Here is a 21,175-nt window from a genome sequence, read left to right as displayed (position 1 = left end):
TTTATCCAACGATTTTGCCATCCTCAATCCGCACGATACGGTCTGCAAGCTGGGCAATGGCATCATTATGTGTGATCATCACCAGCGTCTGGTTAAATTCACGACTCGTTCTCTGCAAAAGCCCCAACACATCGGCGCTGGTCCTGCTGTCCAGGTTTCCAGTGGGTTCATCGGCAAGGACGATAGCGGGCTTTGACACCAGAGCGCGGGCGATAGCCACACGCTGCTGCTGGCCGCCGGAGAGGTTGTTTGGCATATTCTTCAGCTTATCCTCCAGTCCCAGCATGGACACCACATCCGCCATGAATTTCTGATCCACCGTATCCCCATCCAGTTCCACGGGCAAAACGATGTTCTCATGAACATTTAGGATCGGCACCAGATTGTAGTTCTGGAAAATAAAGCCGATATTGCGACGGCGGAATATGGTAAGCTGCTCGTCGTTCATCTTCGCCAGCTCCTTATCCCGCACCATCACGCTGCCGGAGGTGGGGGTATCCAAACCGCCCATCATGTGAAGCAGGGTGGACTTACCGGAGCCGGAAGTGCCGACCACCGCCACAAATTCGCCCTCCTCCACAGAGAAGTTCACGCCATCCAGGGCGCGGGTAATGTTCGGCTCTGTGCCGTAGTATTTTTTAAGATCAGTTGTCTGCAAAATTTTCATAACAGTTACCTGCCTTTCTTAATTTGTTGAGTATAGAGTAAAGAGCAAATGTTGCAGAATTGTCCTAAATGGCATGAAAATCTATGGTGAATTGCTTCAATTTTAGGACAATTCATATTCTTATTGAACAAGCAACTTTTTTATTGCATTGCTTCATGTATACGCTTGCTTTTGTTGATAAGATCATTATAAAACCCAAATGTCCGAGAAATGTTACAACGCTCGGACATTTCAAAAAAATTTACAGCGGGCATCCAGAAATAACTGTCCGCCGAAACATACTACACGATTTTTTAGATAGATTGATTGTGAAATAATTTCAATCCAATCACCACATTTATCATAAATTCCACAATGAGAATTATACTAATGGCAACATTAAAATTACATAAGTTATATAACCCGATATAGATTTCACAAGTAAGAAATACAACTTGCAGACACAAATTTAGGTATGCCACTAAATACTCGTTAGTTCTATTCCACAATCTAAACAGGAACCTTGTAAAAATAGGTTTTCCAGCAAAAGCAAAAAGCACTGACAATACCGGTACTAAAAATATATAGTAAGAATCTACTGCATTTCTGGGGGATGTACCTGCCCATTGAATTGCTATATTATCAGGAACAACGAAAAATAAAACAATAGATAAAATAACATTGATTATTAAAATGATTGTTGTTGCTTTGCAAAAATTGATTTTTTTCATGGTGTTTTCTCCTGTTATAAGTGTGCTTTAATTTGTTGAGTAAAGAGTAAAGGGCAAATGTTGCAGAATTGTCCTAAATGGCATGAAAATCCATGGTGAATTGCTTCAATTTTAGGACAATTCATTTTCGTGTGTCTTTTTTATAAAGCCGGATAGATATAAGCAAAACCATTGCTAACTGAATTACAACAAAAAACAGCGTCAGCCAAACGCTCTCATAATAAGAAATATCTGTCCAGAAGACCACCAGATCTACCAGAGCCACCACACCAGCCGACCATCTGATTTCTCTTGGAAAGAAGTGCCGGAGCAGCAGAACAACAACGACCGGCGGGATCAGCAAGCAAGCTGCATTGATGAGTAATGTCTTTGTGATTTCCATAAGGCCACCTCCAATTTCATAATGTTGCTGTCAGCATAAATCCCAAATGTTGCAGAATTGTCCTAAAATCCATTGCCCTCTAAAAATTTTTCAAAAAAAAGGCAGCCTGCCAAAACAGACTGCCTCAGAATTATTTTATGGGCAGGAACACGGAAAAAGTTGATCCTTCCCCAACTTTAGACTCAACGGTAATATAGCCCCCCTGCATGGTAATGATCTCACGGGCAAGGTATAAGCCGATTCCGACCCCATCTATATCATGCACCGCTTCATCCCGATAGAAGCGTTTGAAGATCGTGCCCTGAGAATGCTCCGGGATGCCTCTGCCTGTATCTGTCACATCTATCCTCAAATACATTTCCCAATCCCGTACCCTCACCTGGATGCTGCCACCGGCAGAGGTGTACTTTACCGCATTATCCAGAATGTTAAACAATGCTTCGGAAGTCCAGCGGCTGTCATGGGATATTGTCAGATCAGATGGGCAGTCCACCGACAGGCTGATCTCTTTTTGTTCCATCGGAGCCAGAACACCATTGATGGCGCTCACCAGCGTATCCCCGATCACAGCATCCTGTTTCTCCAGCGTAATGACACCCGTTTCCAGGCGGGAGGTTTTCACCATTCCCTGAATGAGAAAATCCAGTTTATCCAGCTGTGTGCCTGTGGCCTGCAAAAACTCCTTACGCTTTTCTTCTGTCAATGGCCTTGTCAGCATCGTATCGTTGATCAGCTTCAAATTTGCGATGGGGGTTTTGGTCTGGTGGGAAATATCTGATACCAGGGATTGCAGTTCTTCCTTTTCTCCCTCTGCCGTATGTCTGGTTTTCTGCATCACATTATAGAGCCGTTCCAGACGATGGCTAATCCGAGACAGCAGTGTTTCCGCTTCATAGTCTACCTGGGGCCAGTCTGTACTGTCCATCATGTGATCCAATGTCTGGCACAAACCATCGGTGAACAGAGAAAGTTTCTTTTGAAAATAGTGCAGAAAAACCATGCCCCAAATGTAAAATGCAGCTGTCAAAATAATGCCGCAGATGACAACACGCACATCTTTCGTCAATAGGAAAAAAATCAACAGCAGCAAAGCGGCAGTGAGCAGAGTCCCCGCCACAATTTTTCTCAAAAATGCCCTGACAGATAAATTTTGCAGCTTCATCGAGGCTCACCGCCGATCCACTGATAGCCCATGCCGTAAGCTGTCTTAATATATTTCCGCTCGTCTGTTTCGATTTTTTTACGGATACGGCTGATGATCGTCGTCAGAGTATGCTCATCCACAAAATCCCCATCAATGTCCCACAGCTTCTCTAAAATCTGCCGCTTGGTCAGAATAATCCGGGGGTTCTTTACGAACAGGAACAGGGTGCGGTATTCCTTCGGTGTAAAGTCCAGGGATTCTCCGGCAAGGGACGCACTTTGTTCGGAGAAGTCAATTTTCAGAAAGCCATCATCAAACAGATCATGCCGGGGTGTCCGCAGTTCCAGATTTGCAAAAACCGCCGCTACTTTTTTGCAAAGCACCGTCACAGAAAAGGGCTTGGTCACATAATCTGCGCCGCCGACTTCATAGCCCTTGAGCATATCGCTCTCCTTATCATTGGCTGTGATAAAGATGATATAGGTATGCTGACCGCGATTCCGGATTTCTTCACACAAATCCAGTCCGCTGCCATCGGGCAGGTTAATATCCAACAGTGCCACATCAAATTCATTTTCCCGCAGCTTTCTTACCGCGCTGTCAAAATTAAAAACCGAAATGACCTCATATCCGTCAGAGGTCAGATTATATGCCAGGGTCCGATTCAAAAGCTGATCGTCCTCTACAATTAAAATCTTCTTCAAAGCCTTCACTTCCTTTCCCAATTTTCCGATCATACTGATATTCTAAACATCAAATGTTGCAGAAATGTCCCAATCCGATATTTTTCTTTTTAATTATAGGATAGCCTACTTTTCAGCACAAGAATAAAAATATGAATTTCAATGTCATGTTGGACAACAAGAACACCGCCGCAAACTATACGATTGCGGCGGTGTTGACTATGTATAAAATCTTCCTATAGATTTTTATGTATGTATCCCGTATTTCGCCGTTTGGATGTTCTCTTCGCCATGCAGGATTACTCCACCGCAAGTCTTTGCGCCCTGTACCATGTAGCCCTCAAAAAAGAAGCTGTAAGGCAGGTAATCATCCGTCAGGACGATGCGCTCATAGTTGTACCAGTTAAAGTGCTGGTCCAGAAACTTCCCCAGTTTGTGCCGAAGGATAGGATTTTCCACTACGGCCTTGAGATTTTTCCGGCTGTGAAACTCTAGCTTTGGCCGGTTCTGTTCCGGAATGGACAGCAGCCGCCACCGTGTTCCATCAACGGTTTCTTCCTCACCTGCCGCATATGCGCGAAACGGCTCATAGGGCAGCCTGATCCGTTCGGTATAGCCGGAAACGCTGTCTCTGCCAGCATCCTTCAGCCATGTGAAGGAAAACTCCAGCACTTTGACACCGTCTACGGCATCACACAGCCGCAGTTCTGCATAGGAATGAATATCTTTGGCGATCAAATACTTCTTCTCCTCCAGCCGCTGCAGTTCCTTTTTCAAAATAATAAATTGCTGCGGCGAACAGCCATTTCTGGAGCGGGTCTTGAGGGAAATACTATCCCGATCCACATAAACCGTTGCCATTGTCCTATTATTCATAATCCACCTCGTTTCTGTTATTTGCCCCTGTATGATGCATGGCAGTCTGTGTGACCAGGAATGGATGCTCTACATACTCCTCTTTTGCTGAGGTATATGCCGCTCCGCCCAGAGAGTCCAGATACTGCCATCCGTTTTTGGATTTTGAGATGTACACATAGAACGGTGCAAGCACATACTCATCCCGTTCATAGCAACCAAGATACTTTCTTGCAAGTACCGCCACAACACCCAACTCTGCCGCTTTCTGTGTTGTCAGGGAAACTGCCAGTTTCATTACTTCCTCTTTTTCAATATCATTGAGTCTGGAAGTATAAACACTCTCCAGGAATAACACAGCCTTCTCACCTGCGGCAGACTTTCCGGTAGCCGTGTTCTCCTGCGACAAATCAGCAAAAGAAAAATCGATGGCAGGTGGTTTTTGAAATGCACCTTTTGTCAGACGGAGGCAGGCGCGAGCCACCACTGTTTCATCCTTTTTCACAAGAATAATCTTCTTGTTAGAGTCAAAGGCGGCTAACAGGCACTCTCTCTGGCTTCCAGTACGGTAAGACAGGCAGGTACCATGAGGAAGCTCCCCAAGCCGCAGAGTGTGGTAAAAATCATCCACCTCTTCTGCCAGAAATGCACCTCGGGCCAAAGAAAGATTTTTCTTCCAGAGGCTCTCCTGCATCTCGCTGACAGGGTAGCGGATCTCACGCTGCAGGTCACCGGCAAAATATTTGAGTTTATAGAACTGGCCCATCAATTCAGCCTGTACGATCCGTCGCAGCGCTTCAACAGCCAACTCCTGCCCGTCCAGTTCCCCATAGAGAGCGCGTACCATAGCCGCGTCACCCCGCAGTAAAAACTCCGTGACAGTCTCCCTGTTCTGCTCCACAAAATCATCCGAGAAGACCAGCTTGTCTTTTAGTTCCAGCCAGTCTGCATCTGTTGTCAGAATATCTTTGCGTACCTGCTTCCAATCCGTCCTTTCCAAAAGAGCCGTCATATTGTTGAGGGCAAATACCGCATCCGGCTCCGCAGTGAAAGCCGGTATGAATGTCTGCAGCTTCGTATAGTGTTGTAACAGTTCCATGGCAGTCCTCCGGGTCAGTCCACGGATATGTCCAAATGAACTCCGGTACCATTCGCTAAATGGCCTTTCCAACAGACATTTTCCAAGCTGCTCCAGCTCTGTATCTCCTGTATACTGGCTGACCAGCTCCCGCTTTATCAGCTGCCGAAGTGTCAGCAAACGCTGATCCACAGGAAGAGGTGTCAGCATGGTGTATAGCCGAACGTAAACCTCTTTCTGATGCCAGAGCTGATACATTTCCTCGAAGGTGTACTGCTGCCCTTCTTCCAGAAGCGTAAAAAAGCTGTCATTGCGGTTCACAGAATCGCTGGCTTTCAAATTCTTCAGCGTCAGAGAATTGATGTTGCAATGCTCACAAAAGCCTGGCTCAAACAAAAGTGAGTATCTCCCCAAGGACAGGAACACTTCACTGTTCTGATCCACCAAATCCAGAAAATGCTTTTTTCTATGCTCCACTGCATAAATGAGAATTGAAAACTGGAATTGTCGGATTGCATTAAAATCCAAATGGAGCCTGCCGGCATACAGAGCATTCAAATAACTCAGTTGGTTGCATAAAATTTCTTTCCTTCGTTCCTTGCTTAAAGGATGTGGCTGGGAGATAAACCAGTTGAGGTCGTATTGTCCGGCATGGTTGTCCAGCCAGAGGTCAAAAAAAGCAGACAAATCCTCTGCATCATATTCAAATACAGCCAACAGCCGGCGGAATTTTCCCACATCGGTCATTTTCATCCACCGGAGATCTTTCAGGCGCTCTACTGACAGAAACAGCCGCACACCTTGCCGATAAAGCAAGATGCAGACTCTCTGGAGCGGACGATTCTGTTCCAACAGTTCCAGAGCTTTCCGCTCATTTTGATGCCAGCAAAACAGATACGAACCAAGAAACGGCTGCCGCATCATATCCCGCTGGTGCTCCGTCAGCATGGAAAGTCCCTTCCACTCCGCAATGGGAAAAGTCTGCAGGTTATCCAATATGACCTGCTCCTCTTCTTCATACATCACAAAGGGAAAATAGTATTTCAGGTATTCAAACCGCAGGGAAGGCAACAGTTCCAATTCCATGACTGCCAGCACCTGCTCTTGGGGATACGCTGTCAGTCTCTCTCCATACCCGTCTGCCGACTCTAAGACCGAAGCAATTTCTTCATCACCAATCTCCTGCCTGCACAACGCACCATAGAGTGCTGCAAAGTTCGGCACCCGAACCAGTTCTTCCTGTATCCGCTTTGTCTTTCGGATGTGCAGCCGTTCCTGTAATTGAAGTGTCTCCACCTGTCCACATGCCTGCGCTATGGCATCCTCTGAAAAGCTGCCTGTAAGCGCCGGGAGCAATCCGTCATCTTTCATTCTGGTCAATAGGGTCAGATGTTTTAATGTATTTCTCATGCTGCTTCACCTCCGATCAGTGTCAGTACCATATTCAAAATCTCATGCCTTGGCCGGGGTTCAGACTTTACCAGTTCACCACACAGTTCAAAAAAGGCATGTGCGCCTTTGGCTTCCATCGTCCGTACACAACCGACAGGCCATTCCACCAGCTTGTCAAACGCCATATTCAGCACCTCGTTCTTCTCGTCCTGATGATAATATCCCCCAATGAATTTAACCAGAGATTCGGCGCTGCCGTTATAAAGCTGCTGCAGTTTTTCCCGTTTCTGTATGGTTCGTTTTTCCTGCTCCAGTCGTTTTTCCTGCTCCTTTCTCTCAGCTTCGACTCTGCGCTCATCCTCCAACTCTTCCTTGGAATAGAATGTTTCCTTCAGCCGGTTGATTTCATAGCCGTTATACTCGCTGTGGAGAAAAAACTGCCGCAACACCGCTGCCAGCGCTTTTTTATCATAAAGGCGTTGGATCTCCGGTGCTTTTAAGGCACTTAAAACGAAGTCCTCATATTTTTCCGGCTCAGTTTGGAAAAATGAAAGCTCCACCCAGTCATAAAGCTGTCGCTGCTGCTCTGCAGTTAGGAATGGCCGGCTGATGTATGTTTTATATTCTCTTCTGCTGTAATACCCCTCACTTCTGACAAAGCATTCGTGAAAGTAAAACCGCTCACCAAAAATCGTTTGAAGATGGGGAAAAGTATACTCAGCCAGCAACCTCTCTACAAACCGGAAACATCTCCAGCTCGAAATTCTTAGGGCATACTCCCGCAGCAGTTTCAGTTGTGGCGCGTATTCGCCACCATCCCTGTGCTGCTCAAAAAACTCCCATAAATCGATTTCTTTCCTTTCCACCAGAAAGGCAAACGCCCGCCCACTGTTCTTATGGCAACTTCTGAAATATTCTCCATAATCGGCTCCGGTTAGTTCTTGGTATCTGGAAAGCCACTGTTTCAAAGGGATCGCCTGCCTGGAATGCAGCATTTGCAAGGTAAACAACTCCATATAGTTATCCCGCTCCAGTTCCTTCGCGAGATCATCGTACTGAGGATCAAACACATCAAATCGGTACGGAAAATCTTTCTGTATCGTTTGATTCATCCATAACAGTGTTTTCGGCGCTGTGGGGTTCAAACCATATTGAACCGCTTCCCAGAGTCCCTGAAATCCTTCGTACTTGACCGTAAAGCTGTCATAGAACCGAAACAGCCAGCCAAGATACTCATAAAATTCTTCCGAAAGATCCTTTGGAGCATTCAGAAGCATCCGCCCACACGCCGCTGCGATTTTCTCGGCAGTGATGCTCTTGGAACTCAACCGATCCGGCAGCCTGTCCGCCCATACAGCGAGAGAGTTTGCCAAAATGATTTCATCGCAGCGATACCCTGCTTTAGTCAAAACCGAAAATTCGCGGCTGTCGGGCTTCACATTCATATACGGCAGTTTCATCAGCGTGCGCAGCACCAGGTCGGCTTTCCCGCGGTATTTCTTTGCCTGCTCTGCATAGAACCGGATGAACCATTCCAGCACACCAAAATCATATACCAGAGAAAGTGTTCGATTTTGTGTAAACAGGCGGCTCAGCTGGGTATGCATCGCCTCATAGCCGCGTTCCGTATCATCAAATAGCGACAGTACAAACAGGGCTTCTTCCGTTCTCATATACTCTCTTTCTGCCAGTTTCTCCAACAGGGCATGGCGCTGTGCCGCATCTGTTTCCAAAAGATACAGAGCGCCCTGCAGGTACACATCTTCTCCGGCAGACCGTCGCAATTTCTGGAGGAATGCTCCACGCTGGTTACCCACAAACATATTGTCAGACTGGATCGCACAGGTATTTCCCAGCGCCAGGGCCAGAGCGCGGAACACCTGGACATCATCGCCCAGTTTTTCCTCAAACCGCTCCAACACCTCGCCAGGGTAACGCAAATGGTATGGTTCAAAATAGCCGGACACATCCGTTTCCACCTGCCATATCTGCATCGCCCTTGTTTGTCGGTAAGTCCTTCTCGCCGTATCGTCCTGAGAAGTCTGTACTACCAATTCGGCAAAGGAATGGTAAAGCTCCAAATCAATAGCCCTCTGATATACCCGGTAAACCGGTATCCTGTCGATATGCATTAAAATCCCTCCTACTTGAAATCTTCCATAAAAGATATGGGGAGAGAGCCCTGTTTCGGCTCTCTCCCCATTGATTAACTGACAGCACACCGATGGTATGCTATATTATCTTACTCAGCACCAGCCATACTGAAAAACTCCGCAGGCGACAGCACTGTAACGCCCAAATCCCTGGCCTTGGATAACTTGCTGCCGGCATTTTCGCCGCAGACCAGATAATCCGTCTTCTTGGACACCGAGCTGCCGGCATGGGCGCCCAGTGATTCGATCAGGTCATTGATTCCGTCCCGGGTGTAGGGTTCCACCTTGCCGGTAACTACGATAGTCTTTCCTACAAAGGGATTATCCTGCACCCTGTCTTCGCTGTGTTCTGCCACAGCAGGCTTTTGAATATTCATCATAGTCTGTAACTCCTCCCAAATACAAAAATTATCTTCTACACAGAACCAGTCGTGGATATTGTTATGCAATGTCTCCCCGAAATCCGGAAGCTGCCGGAAATCATAGCCGCCATAGACCGCATCCCGAAACTCATCCAAATCATAGTGGAACACACGACCCAATACCTTGCTGGCAGTGTTGCCGATCATAGGAATATCCATAGAAATCAGATACCGCTCAAAGGTGGTGTTTCGGCTCTGTTGGATAGCGTCCCAAAGGCGCTGCCAGGACTTTTCACCAAACCCATCCATGCGGACGATTTCAGCCCGGTAACGATCCAGACGGTAAATATCCAGATAACTATGGATAAATCCCTGACCGATGAATTTTTCCAATGCAGCCTCCGACAGCCCTTCAATGTCCATTGCCTTCTGGCTGACAAAATGGACGAACTTTTTCAGCCGACGTGTCTCGCAGTCAGGGTTATCACAGTACAGCGTCTTGATGATGCGATCCTCGCCATTTTCGCCCTTTCCACTTGATTCATGGATGCGGGTAGGCTGTCCACAGCAGGGACAAACACGGGGAATCGTATCCACCATAGAGAAGCCGCCTCTGTCCAGATTTTCTTCCACGTGGGGAATGATCATGTTTCGTTTGCTTACCAGAATCCGATTTCCAGCCATCAGTTCCAGATCCTCAATAAAGGACAGGTTGTGCAGACTGGCCCTGCTGACCTCACAGCCATCGATTTCCACCGGCGTAAACACTGCTACCGGAGCAATCTCTCCAGTTCTGCCCGGCGTCCATTCGATGTACTGCAGCAGGCTCTCATGCAGGTCATCTTCAAACTTATAGGCCAGACCGTCCTTATAGTGATGTCCGGTGCGGCCGCAGCTCTGGGCATAGGCGATGTCGTTAAACGAAACCACGATACCGTCAATGGGGATATCTTTGTCAGTGGCATATTGCCTCAGCTGATAAATACCGGCTTCCACATTTTCCAATGTCAGTTTCTGCTTTGTGACCAGATACTTGCAGGGCTGGAACCCCAGCGCACGCAATTCCCGCAGCTTATCTGATTTCCGGGTCAGGTGCGGAAAGCCCTCCAGCACACCAAACGGCATGAAAACCAGCCGACGCTCCTGGCATGTCTTGGCATCCATCAGACGGATGGAACCAGCAGCCAGATTGCGGCCGTTTTTATAGGGCTTACCGCTGCTGTCCTGCAGGCTGGTCTTCAGTTCCTCAAAATCACTGGGTCTGATAAAGCCCTCACCCGTCACAACCAGTCTCTCTTTGTAGGTAATGTGGGAAGGAATACCGCTGATGGCTCGGGTGTTATGGGTAATGATCTCCCCTTCGTCACCATCGCCACGGGTAGCCGCCTCCAGAAGTTCTCCATTCTCATAGGTCAGCTTTACAGTCAGGCCATCCAGTTTGAGCATCAGCATCACCTGCTGCTCACCCATGAAATTCAGAAGAACCATACTGCTCTTAGTCTTATCCAAAGACAACAGCGGGATCTCATGTCTGGTTTTCTCCAGTCTGCTTACCGCAGGATAGCCTACTGTCTGGGTTGGCGAATTTGCCATTTGGATTCCCGTTTCCTGTTCCAGCTCTTTCAACTCGTCAAAGAGTCTGTCATAGACCTCATCTGACACACTGGGCGCATTGCGGTTATAATACTCATCCCGATAACGGTTGAGCCGGTCATTCAATTCTCTCTGCTTTTCAAAAATATTCCGTTCCATTATGCTGCCTCCTTTTCAAGTACCCGGAAGGACATAACCAGTTCTTCTTCCGTATGCTTCTGTTCACTGTCGAAAACACTGCAAACACCGTCTGTAAACTGCCAGTGGGCGGCTCTGCCCCACCAAAGGATTGGGCCGCGGCCGCCGTTCCCTCTGTTGGCAGACGCATCTGGCTGATTCGCTACGGTACTATAAAAGCCCTGCGTGTTTACCAGCGTAATGTTCCGTATCTGTCCAATACATTCCGGCCGGCAGTGATCCAATATCTCCAACTGCGTCCCTTCCCGAAGTGTCCTGCGCAGCTGATTCAGGTTTTTGATCATGCGCTTTTCTCCTTTCCCCGCCCCACAGGGCAATCCTGCTGTGCGGTATGCAGCCCATTTCTGCCGGCTGCATACCTGCCAAAATTCAATTCATGGACAATACGCTGAATGGCGTCATCATCGTCCCACGCTGCGTGAAGCGTATTCCGCTCTGGTCCGGCTCCCACATGGACACATACCTTTTCACTGCCAACCTGCAGCAGCACATCCTGTCGCCTGGCGCAAACCACTGCCAGATTTCCAATTTGTTTCATGCTCTGCTCCTTCCTTGTTCATCAATAGCCGGACACCCAAAGGATGCCCGGCCATTCTCATTTGTCACGCTGCAGCAGCCAGCGCCGGAGACTGGATGCTATCCGTGTTCTCCATCAGATCTGCCATCAGCACATCCACCAAAAGTTTTCCTGCCAAATGGCCGGTATGGATGATGACCCGATCCTTCTTCAACTGGATAAACTCCTTCTCACGAAGGACACGGCTCTCTGCAGCCAGCGCCTTGTCGCTTTCTGTCAGCCTGGCGGTAACCACCCGCTGCCACTTCTGCAGGAACTCTGTTGCCTGCTCAATGTCCTTCTTCTGCCGGTCATATTCCGTCCGTTTCTGCCGCACTGTTCCATCCGGCTCCACTTCCAGCGTGTAATAGGCATGGAAAGGATCATCCGTTTTACGCAGAAACATCACAAAGCTTTCTCGCCGCTCAATCCGATCCCAGTAGCGGTCGCTGCTTCCTACACAGTGATGGAGCGCACGCCCCTCGGTAATAATATCCAGAATACCGCTTGGCACCACTACCATATAATCCGCATCGGCGTACTCATATTTCGTTTTGATTTCCTGACAGATGGCATTAACATGGGGGAATTTCTCCTCCATCTCCTCGGCCTGCAGTTCAATATCCTTCTCCTGGCATTTGAGCACCAGATCATCATGGCGCCGCCGCAGCTTTCTGGTGCGATATACGATCTCATCATAAACATCCATGTGCAGTTTCTTTGCCATGGAAAGATAATCCTCCCATGTACGCAGTACCTCATGGCTGTTTCGCCGGAAAGATGGCATCTGACGCCGCACATAGTTATAGACCTGCACCATGCTCATGCGGTCGGCAATGAACTGGACATCCCTGGGCTTAATATCCTGCTGATACATCCACAAAAGGACATTATCCGGGATTTCCCTGCCGGTGCCCTTTTCATATTGCAGCCACCGCAGCAGATCACAGCCTCCATTATGGAGCCGAAGGCGCTGAAACCTTCTGCTGTCAAGTCCCAAGGCTTTGATCAGGCTCCCTGTACTACGGTTTTTGATAAGTTCACTGACCGTTCCGCAGGAACTGAAACATTCTCTGGTAAGCTTCGGCAGGCTCGCCTTGCTGATCTGTTCCATTTGCGGTATCCGTTCGAGCACAGCCAGATATTTTTCCGGATCAACGCTTTTCTGCTTCCGAATCCAGTTGACCAGCCCTGTGCATCGAAGTTCCTTCTGTTCCAGAGTTGGCAGCGTTTTGCCATAGACCCGTCCATTATGCGAACCAGACCAGTTGTAAGAACAGGGGGATCCGGAAATCCAACGCATATTGCGCTGCTTATACAACCCCCAATAGTAGGTTCTTGGCTTCCTTTCCTTGTCATAAATCGTGCGCCGGATTTCCTGGCAATAAAGTCTGGAGTTTGGAAGGCTTTCTTTTCTGTATGTCCGGTCAGCCTGAAATTCACGAACTACAAAGCCAACTTTGCATCGCTGGATCAGGTAGGCAAAATGTTTTTCTGTCTGCATATACCCCGCTCGTCCATAGGCTTTGAATACCACCGAATGGCGGCAACAACTACAGCGGCCTTTTTGATTGTGATGTGGATGTACCTTGATCGGTACTTCCTTTTCGCAGTAGGTACAATAACCTGTTTTGGCGCCGCCCTTTTTGTAGTGGTAGTAAATGTAATTTTGCCGGATGGCAACCTTATCCACCCATCGACTCCAGTCCTTCGGAAGTTCCGGCACCTGTTCCATATCTTTATCCCATGGATCAGTTTCCCGCCGGTGCCGCTGTTCGAGCTGTTCATCGCGCACATCCCGCTGAAACTGCAGGATGGCCTCTACCGCTTTTTTATCAATGTTCAGATATGTCTGTATAGATGTCTCATCTTCCTCGCTGATCCAGTAGGCTTTGGTATACCAGTATTGCCGCTTCCAGTCCAGTCTGTCCAACTTGGATTCGCACCATTTCTGTATCAGGCTGTTATAGGTAATAAACTGCCGCTTTTCTTTATCCAGATACACTTCATAGGCCGGATTACTCCCATCCAAGCGAAGATGCTCTGGGAAAAAGAAAGCCACCTTCAATATTCCATCCTGTTTGATACATCTCAGATAGGTATAATACTCACAGACTTCCCGAACATATCCGTAGTCAGTTTTTTCCTTTCTTGGCAGGTCTGAAGTCGCGATTTTCTTCATTTCATCCGTCGCTGTCAGATTGGGAAGTGCCATCAGGGCTCTTTTTTTCATCTCAATTCACCATCCTCTTTGTCAAATCTACGCCATACCACACATCAGGCAGTAATGTAACGCCGTCAATCCGGCCCACTGCAACCTGTACGATACTTTCCGAATCCGGAGCTTCCTTCGCAAAAGCAAGGATGTCTCCCAGTCTTCCGGTAGCAACGGGGTCTTTGCCCCGTACCACCGCATAACCGCAGTTCGCCATTGCCCGGTTGGCTGCCACATGGGAGCTCCACACCCTGCGCGGATGATCTACCATGTATGCCAAACCATGTAAAAACAACTCCTCTTTGGTTAGCCGCTTAATCACAGTCAGCTCCGTACAGGCGATTTTGGAGTCATGCTCATCTTCATCGATGTCGCCGCCGGCGTTGACGATATAATATTCCGAATGCTCCAGGCTGGAATAATAACTAAGGCAGTCAAGCGGGTCCTCCGCGCAGTGAAATCCATTTTCCCTGCAATTTGCTTTTTCAGTCGTATTGAGCCCCATCACAAACTGATAGCCACGGCATATCAGCCCGGGGCGAAAGCCCTTATAAGCAATCATTCTGCATTTTTCCTCCTTTGCCGGTTCAGCCTGCCTTTGCCATACCAAAATCCAGCAGCGACATCTGCCCATCCTGAGAAGGCTTTTTTTCCTCCTGCTTGGGTGCCGACTTGGGTTCCGTCTTTTTCTTCTCTGCCGCCTTCTTGGGTTTGTTCTTTGCAGAGGACTTCCCAGCATACGGCTTGGGAACAAACTTTTCCTCATCCTCATGGTCTTCCTTGGCATCAGGGTCACGGAAATAATCTTCCGCCCACTGATAGCACAGATCATCCGGCACATCGCAGCCATACGCCTGCTGTCCGGGACCAGGGCGGGTTCCGCTTGCTTTTAGTTCATCCTGTACATAATCCCAGGCTCTCCGGTTGATGTACTGGAAACAGCGAATCATGTTCTTTTTCGGATGCATTGTCAGACGGGCAAACGCCGTATCTTCCATACAGAGCATCTGAATATGCTCGGACACACACTCCTTCATATTGCGCCGCGTCAGTTTTTCCACATCAGTACTTACCCGCTGGGTAGAGGCCGCGATTACTTCTTCATCACTCATCGCTTCCAGACGGGCGATCTGCTCCTGCTCTGCGGCTTTCTTCGCCTGCTGTTTGGCGTCAAATTCCGCTTTGCGCTGGGCTTCAGCCGCCTCATGCTCCGCACGCTTTTTTTCTTCATCTTCTGCGGCGGGCGGTTGTGCCGAATTCCCCTCCTCAGCAGACTTCTCTTCCCCAGCAGGCGCTACTTCATCCGTAGGTTCCTCCTCTGCATCAGCCAAAGCAGTCTCACCGGCACAAACCGAAGCCGCCGATACTGGGACAGTGTCTGTACCTACAGGCGGCACAGGCAAAGATTCCATCTCCTCCAGCTCAAAGGCTTCATCATCCTCAAAGGCTGCAGACGAATCGAACATACCGTTTTGCTGCTCCATTGCTATTTCTGAAAAAACACCCATTGTAAAATCTCCTTTCGCAAAAAAGGCATGGAGCAGGCCGTTATGATCCTTTCCATGCCATTGTGTGTTGCTCACAGCACATATAAAAGTGTGCTGAAGCTGTCAAAACAGTAGCAGACCACGCCAGTATACTGCCTTGACCATTCCTTGATTTTGTCCTGCACCTCCTGCGCAACCTTTTGATTGCTCATATTCCATGGCGGAGGTACCGTTACGGTAAAGTAGCCATTCTCCAGACAACTTCTGACATCTGCCGGAAGGCCGGAACACTGCTCATACAGTGCTGCAATCTGACTTTTCTTCTTTTCTGCAATACGCATCTGACCCCTATCCCTTCATTCCTGTTTTTGAGCAGGCTCCGGAAGTCTTTTACACAAGAATGGGGAGAAGCGTACCGGTGCAAAATCCCGGCAGTCATTCACATAGAAGTATGTGCGTTTGCCTTGGCAGTCCAGTTCCACCACATCAGATGGAGCCAACGGACGACCTCTGTAATCTTCCGGCAAATGTTCATTGTAGTCCAGGAACAGACGCCCCAGCACTTCCATGTCATTCTGACCCTTTGGGCAACAGACCTCTGCGCTCCATACCGTCTGATAGGCGGCGGCAGGCGGCTGTTCATATCCAGCCTTACGCAGTGCATCCAGTTGCTTGAACGCGAAAGGTACCGTCTGTGTCTCACCCAGGCAAAGCTGGTAAATGCAAAATCTCCGGAAAACTCTCTGGCTGTCCAGAATATCCTTCAGCGCCTGATTGCCTTGAGCAAGAAATATCTGATACTCTTCCTTTGTCAGCCCCAGATACTCTGTCAGGTCCAAATCTTTCTCCGCTCTGGTGTGCCAAAGCTCGACGCAGCCATCTATATAGGTAAAATCACACTTACCGCACAGATATTGCTGCTTAAAATTCATTCTCTGCACCTCCTTTTCCTTCTGTTCTTTCTCCCGAAGGGCAAGCTGCCAATCATCAAACCCTTTATAATTCGGATTCCAGGTCAGCCGACGACATGCCATTCCATTTTTTCGGGCCATCAGATAGATCTTAGATGCCCCATTAGAGGTCATTTGGTTACTGTACTTATCCATATCATGAGCCTCAATGATCTCCTCAGTGCCATTCTGTGCCAACAGTGCAAACAGCGTATCCAACTGGCTGGTGTTGTTTGCACCGGCAATCGCCACAAAAGTCCGGTTTGTCAGGCAGTGTGAGATGTCTGCTTTCAGCAGTCCTTCAATGACATAGACCACCCGGGCAGATGGATCTCCTATAAAATGTACCGGACTCCCGGATGTAACACCCATATTTTTGGACGAGGACGAAAACCAGATGTATTTGGCTCCTGCCTTATTCGGCGGATCATCTTTTTGCTTGAGCGGAATATCCAAAAGGATCTGCAGGCCGTGTATCATACCGTCGTATCCCACAGCCGGAATCAAAATCCCTGCGTTTTTTCGGTAGAAGTTCATGGTCCAGCGCCCGCTGTCATCCAGATAAAAGCCGGGCACTCCCTCCACCTTGCATCCCTGTTTCATCAGCCGCTCGGTAATGGAGCGGCAAAGGAATGGGGGTGGAGTGCTCTTGAACCCGATCCTATCAATCTGTTCATCCGACAGTCCCCGTTTTGGGGAGTGCAGATGGTTGCGGTGGGCAGGCTGAAGAGGCAGCATAGCGAGCAGCAGCGAAAGCGTTTGATGGATTTCCTGTCCGCTGGCCCGTTCTGCTTGCTGCACTGTTTTTAGTTCGCCCCTCCTCTCATATCCGGCAAGGTCGGTCTGAGTCCCCGAAACCGGGGACCCAGTACCAGCCTGCTGGTTTCCTGCCATCTCATATCCAGAGTTCGGCCGTTCCCTGTGAAAATCGTTGCACAGGGCTTCTCCTATCTCCCAATACGCATCGGATGTAGTCGTATTGTTTAGCCGCGCATAAAGCGCAAGCATACCGCCATGCTCATCACAATAATTGCACCGCCAGACATTTTTGACGAAATTCACATTCATCTTGCCGCGGCGGTCACCACAAAACGGGCAATCCACATATACACTGTTTGCCTGTCGGCGTCTGATTCGCAGATGTAGAAGTTCCACTACATCCATAATACCGAACGGAAAATCTCCTGGATATGAGTCCATCTGTTCTCCCTCCCTTCTTGGCCCCATAGATGGGGCTGCTTATCATCCGGCTTTCTGTGCGGCCATACCATCGAGCATGATCTGCGCCGCAGCACGAACGATATTGTTGGTACTCTTGTTACCAGGGGTGAGATAGAATTTCAGACTCACCGGACGCTCCTTGGCAACTGTTGCCATGGTTTTTCCTTTGCTCAGACCGCTATCCACCACCACATTCTGCGCTTCTTCAAAGGTCATTACCTTCAAGATATCTTCTACCGGAGTGCTCTCCGTATAAGAAGGCGCCAGGGGCTGATTAGGTGCTTCCTGCTGAACAACAGGCGCCACAGGCAGTTCTTCCGGTTCATCCGATTGGAATACGGGTGCGGCCGGCTGCTCAGACACATCATCCTGTTTTGGACTGCTATCCAATGTAACCTCACGGTTGGGTACCGGCAGCTCCATATTGGGAGCATTCTCCTCTACCTTGCCGACAGGCAGCGTATCCATATTCTCCTTCTCTTCTGCAGCCATCTGCTGGACAGTGGGCTGTACCGGAGAAACCGGGGACTGTTCATTCTGAACCGGCTTTGCCGCAGGTTTCTGAATAGGCGCCGGACGAGCAGGCGCATTACGGCGCTCTACGGCGTTCTGAGGCGTTCTCTCCAGCTGGGCATGAACTTCCCCACCAGATTGCCGCAGCGCCGCTCCAGGGGCTTCTACGGGCCTCTGCGCCGCATTTGGCATCGGTTGCTGGATATGAGCTGTCCCGGAAAGCGGAATACTGCTTCCAAACACCTTGCCCGTACTGTCAACAGCAACATCGGCAAACTGCAGACCAAAACCGGCATCCGACAGCGCAGCACTCAATGCCTCATCCTGGGCAGCCTGCACATAGTCGGTACCTTCTTCCGCACTGTGCTGCGAGATGTAACTGCTAATGGGCTCTGCATCACTGCGGTCCAGATAGACTCTGGCCTCCATAATCGCAAGCTGTTCCGTGATCCGCAGGGTAGTCAGTTTCATGCGGCCCTGGGGGTGGCGCAGACGGAACCACAGTTTCTGATAAGGCAATTCCAACTGCAGCATTTCCTCATTTGTCTTTCTGGACACCTTATGGCGCAGAAATTTGAGCGGGTCAAAGCCCGGCACCTTGTTCAGTTCTGCCACTGCCGGAATTGTTTTGTACATCATAGGCATCGGATTACTTTTTTCGTTCATGTTGGAAACTCCTTTCTGACATAAAAATAGGAGACGCCAAGTGCTATTTCTGCATCTGACCTCTCTTTTTTAACTTGCGTTCTTCAATTGTTCTTCCAATGCAGCTGGAATGGGGATACCGGCTTTCTTTGCGTAGGCTTTGAAATACATCTGGATACGCATACCCAGCAGCGTATTTCGCTTTCCAATCTCATTACGATGGATTGCCATAAACAATACCTGTTTCTGCCCAATCAGCACCACCCGCTTTTTAGCGCGCGTGATTCCAGTGTAGAGCAGATTACGATACATCATGATAGTGTGCGCTTTGAGCAGCGGCATAATGACTGTTTCATACTCAGAGCCCATAGCCTTGTGGATCGTAGTAGCATAAGCCAGATCCACATTGCTCAAATCATCTACGCCATATTCCAGCGTCCTGCCAGCACCAAAATCCATGCCGATCTTTTTGCCCTGGTCAGTGTCCTTAATATACCGGATGAAACCCAAATCACCATTAGATACCTTTTCTGTGTTCTTGGTCTGCATGATGCGGTCATTGATCCGGAATATCTTGGGGCCAAACTTGATTTCCTCCTCCGCAGAGCGGAATGGGTTGACCAATTCACGAATGGTCTCATTCAGCTGTTCCGACGACGCGGCGCCTTCTGAACGGAAAGGTGAAAGAATCTGCACATTCTCAATGCCACTCTCCTGTATCTCCAAACAATACCGTTCTGTAATCTTTTCAGCGGTGTCTTCCTGACTATCACCAGACACGAAAACAAAGTCCGGTCCGTAAAACAGTTTGGTATTGCCCTCGTTGATAAATTTGGCATTATAGGCAATCAGACTATCCTTCGACTGACGGAAAATCTGATCCAGCACCGTTACTGGGACGATTTTGGTTTCGATGATTTCACGAAACACATTTCCGGCTCCTACGCTCGGAAGCTGATCTGGGTCGCCTACCAGCACGATTCTGGCATTTATCTTCATGCGTTCAAAAAATTTCTCAGCAAGCCACATATCCACCATGGAAAACTCATCCACAATGATTAAATCGGCCGACAGTGGCTCTGACTTTCTGTTCCGGCTACCCTCATCCTCTTCACTGGTCAGTCCCAGACCACTGTGTAATGTTCGGGCATCCTCAAAGCCGGTACTCTCCGACATCCTGCGGCTTGCCCGACCGGTAGGTGCCATAAGAGCAATTTTGCCATCAGGGTACAGCCGCCGGTAAACCTCAAGTATCGTCCGCAGCACTGTTGTTTTACCAGTACCAGGAGAACCCGTAATCACTGACAAGCCATGCCTAAATGCTGCATAGACCGCAGCCTCCTGCTGTGCAGACAAGCGCAGTCCCATTTCAACCTTGACCTGTTCCAGTACCGGCGCAATATGCTCTACTGGCATCTGGGCGACCAGACGCTGGGCGATCCGGCGCGCCGTTTCGTCCTCTTGGGCAAACACTCTGGGAAGATAGATATTATCCTTCACGGAAACGATTGCTCCATTCAGGATCATTTCCTGCATCATATCCCTGACTTCCTGCTGATGCAGGCGAAGCTCCGGTACAGGTATCTTCTCATTGAGCAGTTTCAGCGCTGATTTCTCCAGTTCTTCAGAACTGATGTACAGATGGCCTCGTTTACTCTTGCCCTCATCCAGCGCACAAAAGACAGCCCCTTTGATACGCATAGGGTCATGGAGATTGCCCCCGCTCTTTTGTACGATTGCATCTACCCGCCGAAATCCAAAGCCGGAGATCTGGCAAAGCTCAAATGGGCTCTTTTCCAAAATCTCTACGCTGGTCGGGCCGAAATATTGATATATTTTCAATGCCGTCTTGGGAGTAATCTTAAACGGTGCCAGCAAGGTCATAATTCCTTGGAGCATACGGTTTTCTGCATAAGAAGCTTTGATGTCCTCCAATTTATTTTCCGTAATGCCCCGGATCTCCAACAGCCGCTCCGGCTGGTGTTCCAGAATATCCAGTGTGTCCACACCGAACCGCTCCACAATGTCTGCGGCGGTTTTGGGACCAATCCCTTTGATAAGCCCGGAGGCAAGATAGCCCTCTACGCCGTTTTTTGTTCTGGGCACAATTTCACGCCACTGCTCCACCTGGAGCTGGACACCATACTTGCCTTTTGCCCATTCCCCATCCAGTTCCAACTCTACCGCATCTGTCCGTGGAATCTCATACCCCACAGCTGTAAAGCGGATCAAATGGTCTTTGTACCGCCTGTTTGACCTGGCCTCAGCTGGCACGCTCTGGTCTGCGGTTTTTACACTGACGATACAAAACTTATTGGCAGGATTATAAAAAATCGTCCCGTCGTAGGTACCAATACAATTCATCCTTTTT

18 protein-coding genes are annotated in these 21,175 nt (G+C 48.8%); all 18 read right to left on the bottom strand.

Annotation, left to right across the window (positions count from 1 at the left end):
• Window position 1 precedes the first annotated feature (1 nt).
• Window positions 2–667, bottom strand: a complete 666-nt coding sequence (locus DW835_RS03155) for an ABC transporter ATP-binding protein (protein WP_003501940.1) — start codon at window positions 665–667, stop codon at window positions 2–4.
• A gap of 293 nt (window positions 668–960) precedes the next feature.
• Complete coding sequence (locus DW835_RS03150) at window positions 961–1,377, bottom strand: hypothetical protein (protein WP_077138744.1); 417 nt, start codon at window positions 1,375–1,377, stop codon at window positions 961–963.
• Between the two features lie 121 nt (window positions 1,378–1,498).
• Entirely contained in the window at window positions 1,499–1,759 is a 261-nt protein-coding gene (locus DW835_RS03145) for a hypothetical protein (protein ID WP_118555899.1), read from the bottom strand.
• Between the two features lie 130 nt (window positions 1,760–1,889).
• A complete protein-coding gene (locus tag DW835_RS03140; protein WP_118555897.1) occupies window positions 1,890–2,921 on the bottom strand; it encodes a HAMP domain-containing sensor histidine kinase in 1,032 nt (343 codons plus the stop codon).
• Window positions 2,918–3,607 carry a response regulator transcription factor gene (locus DW835_RS03135; protein ID WP_039959333.1) on the bottom strand — a complete coding sequence of 230 codons (690 nt, stop codon included), beginning with the start codon at window positions 3,605–3,607 and terminating at the stop codon, window positions 2,918–2,920. Before DW835_RS03135 ends, DW835_RS03140 begins: the two co-directional genes overlap by 4 nt.
• Window positions 3,608–3,832: 225 nt before the next feature.
• On the bottom strand, window positions 3,833–4,462 hold the full coding sequence (locus DW835_RS03130; protein WP_118501961.1) for a hypothetical protein: 630 nt from the start codon (window positions 4,460–4,462) through the stop codon (window positions 3,833–3,835).
• Complete coding sequence (locus DW835_RS03125) at window positions 4,455–6,929, bottom strand: hypothetical protein (protein ID WP_118730672.1); 2,475 nt, start codon at window positions 6,927–6,929, stop codon at window positions 4,455–4,457. Before DW835_RS03125 ends, DW835_RS03130 begins: the two co-directional genes overlap by 8 nt.
• Complete coding sequence (locus tag DW835_RS03120; RefSeq protein ID WP_118730671.1) at window positions 6,926–9,043, bottom strand: hypothetical protein; 2,118 nt, start codon at window positions 9,041–9,043, stop codon at window positions 6,926–6,928. The genes DW835_RS03125 and DW835_RS03120 overlap by 4 nt, the downstream gene beginning before the upstream one ends.
• Window positions 9,044–9,153: 110 nt before the next feature.
• Entirely contained in the window at window positions 9,154–11,178 is a 2,025-nt protein-coding gene (gene ligA / locus DW835_RS03115; RefSeq protein WP_118730670.1) for an NAD-dependent DNA ligase LigA, read from the bottom strand.
• On the bottom strand, window positions 11,178–11,501 hold the full coding sequence (locus DW835_RS03110) for a hypothetical protein (RefSeq protein ID WP_118501955.1): 324 nt from the start codon (window positions 11,499–11,501) through the stop codon (window positions 11,178–11,180). The genes ligA and DW835_RS03110 overlap by 1 nt, the downstream gene beginning before the upstream one ends.
• A complete protein-coding gene (locus tag DW835_RS03105) occupies window positions 11,498–11,755 on the bottom strand; it encodes a hypothetical protein (RefSeq protein WP_118501954.1) in 258 nt (85 codons plus the stop codon). The genes DW835_RS03110 and DW835_RS03105 overlap by 4 nt, the downstream gene beginning before the upstream one ends.
• 64 nt (window positions 11,756–11,819) lie before the next feature.
• Window positions 11,820–14,006: a PcfJ domain-containing protein gene (locus DW835_RS03100; RefSeq protein ID WP_118730669.1), complete on the bottom strand. Its 2,187-nt coding sequence runs from the start codon at window positions 14,004–14,006 to the stop codon at window positions 11,820–11,822.
• A gap of 1 nt (window position 14,007) precedes the next feature.
• Entirely contained in the window at window positions 14,008–14,550 is a 543-nt protein-coding gene (locus DW835_RS03095) for a hypothetical protein (RefSeq protein ID WP_003501924.1), read from the bottom strand.
• A gap of 25 nt (window positions 14,551–14,575) precedes the next feature.
• Window positions 14,576–15,496, bottom strand: coding sequence for a Cas9 inhibitor AcrIIA9 family protein (locus DW835_RS03090; protein WP_118730668.1), 921 nt, complete (start codon window positions 15,494–15,496; stop codon window positions 14,576–14,578).
• Window positions 15,497–15,567: 71 nt separating this feature from the next.
• Entirely contained in the window at window positions 15,568–15,816 is a 249-nt protein-coding gene (locus DW835_RS03085) for a hypothetical protein (RefSeq protein WP_003501922.1), read from the bottom strand.
• A gap of 15 nt (window positions 15,817–15,831) precedes the next feature.
• The gene (locus tag DW835_RS03080; protein ID WP_118730667.1) at window positions 15,832–17,625 is read right to left on the bottom strand and encodes a YodL domain-containing protein; all 1,794 of its coding nucleotides are present in this window, start codon (window positions 17,623–17,625) and stop codon (window positions 15,832–15,834) included.
• 42 nt (window positions 17,626–17,667) lie between these two features.
• Window positions 17,668–18,825, bottom strand: coding sequence for a hypothetical protein (locus DW835_RS03075; RefSeq protein ID WP_118730666.1), 1,158 nt, complete (start codon window positions 18,823–18,825; stop codon window positions 17,668–17,670).
• Between the two features lie 69 nt (window positions 18,826–18,894).
• Window positions 18,895–21,168: an ATP-dependent RecD-like DNA helicase gene (locus tag DW835_RS03070; RefSeq protein ID WP_118668485.1), complete on the bottom strand. Its 2,274-nt coding sequence runs from the start codon at window positions 21,166–21,168 to the stop codon at window positions 18,895–18,897.
• Window positions 21,169–21,175: the final 7 nt, after the last annotated feature.

The sequence above is a fragment of the Clostridium sp. AM34-9AC genome (assembly GCF_003480225.1).
GTDB lineage: Bacteria > Bacillota > Clostridia > Lachnospirales > Lachnospiraceae > Acetatifactor > Acetatifactor acetigignens.
Note: the sequence above shows the minus strand (reverse complement) of the source record. Positions and strands in the feature narration are given on the sequence as shown.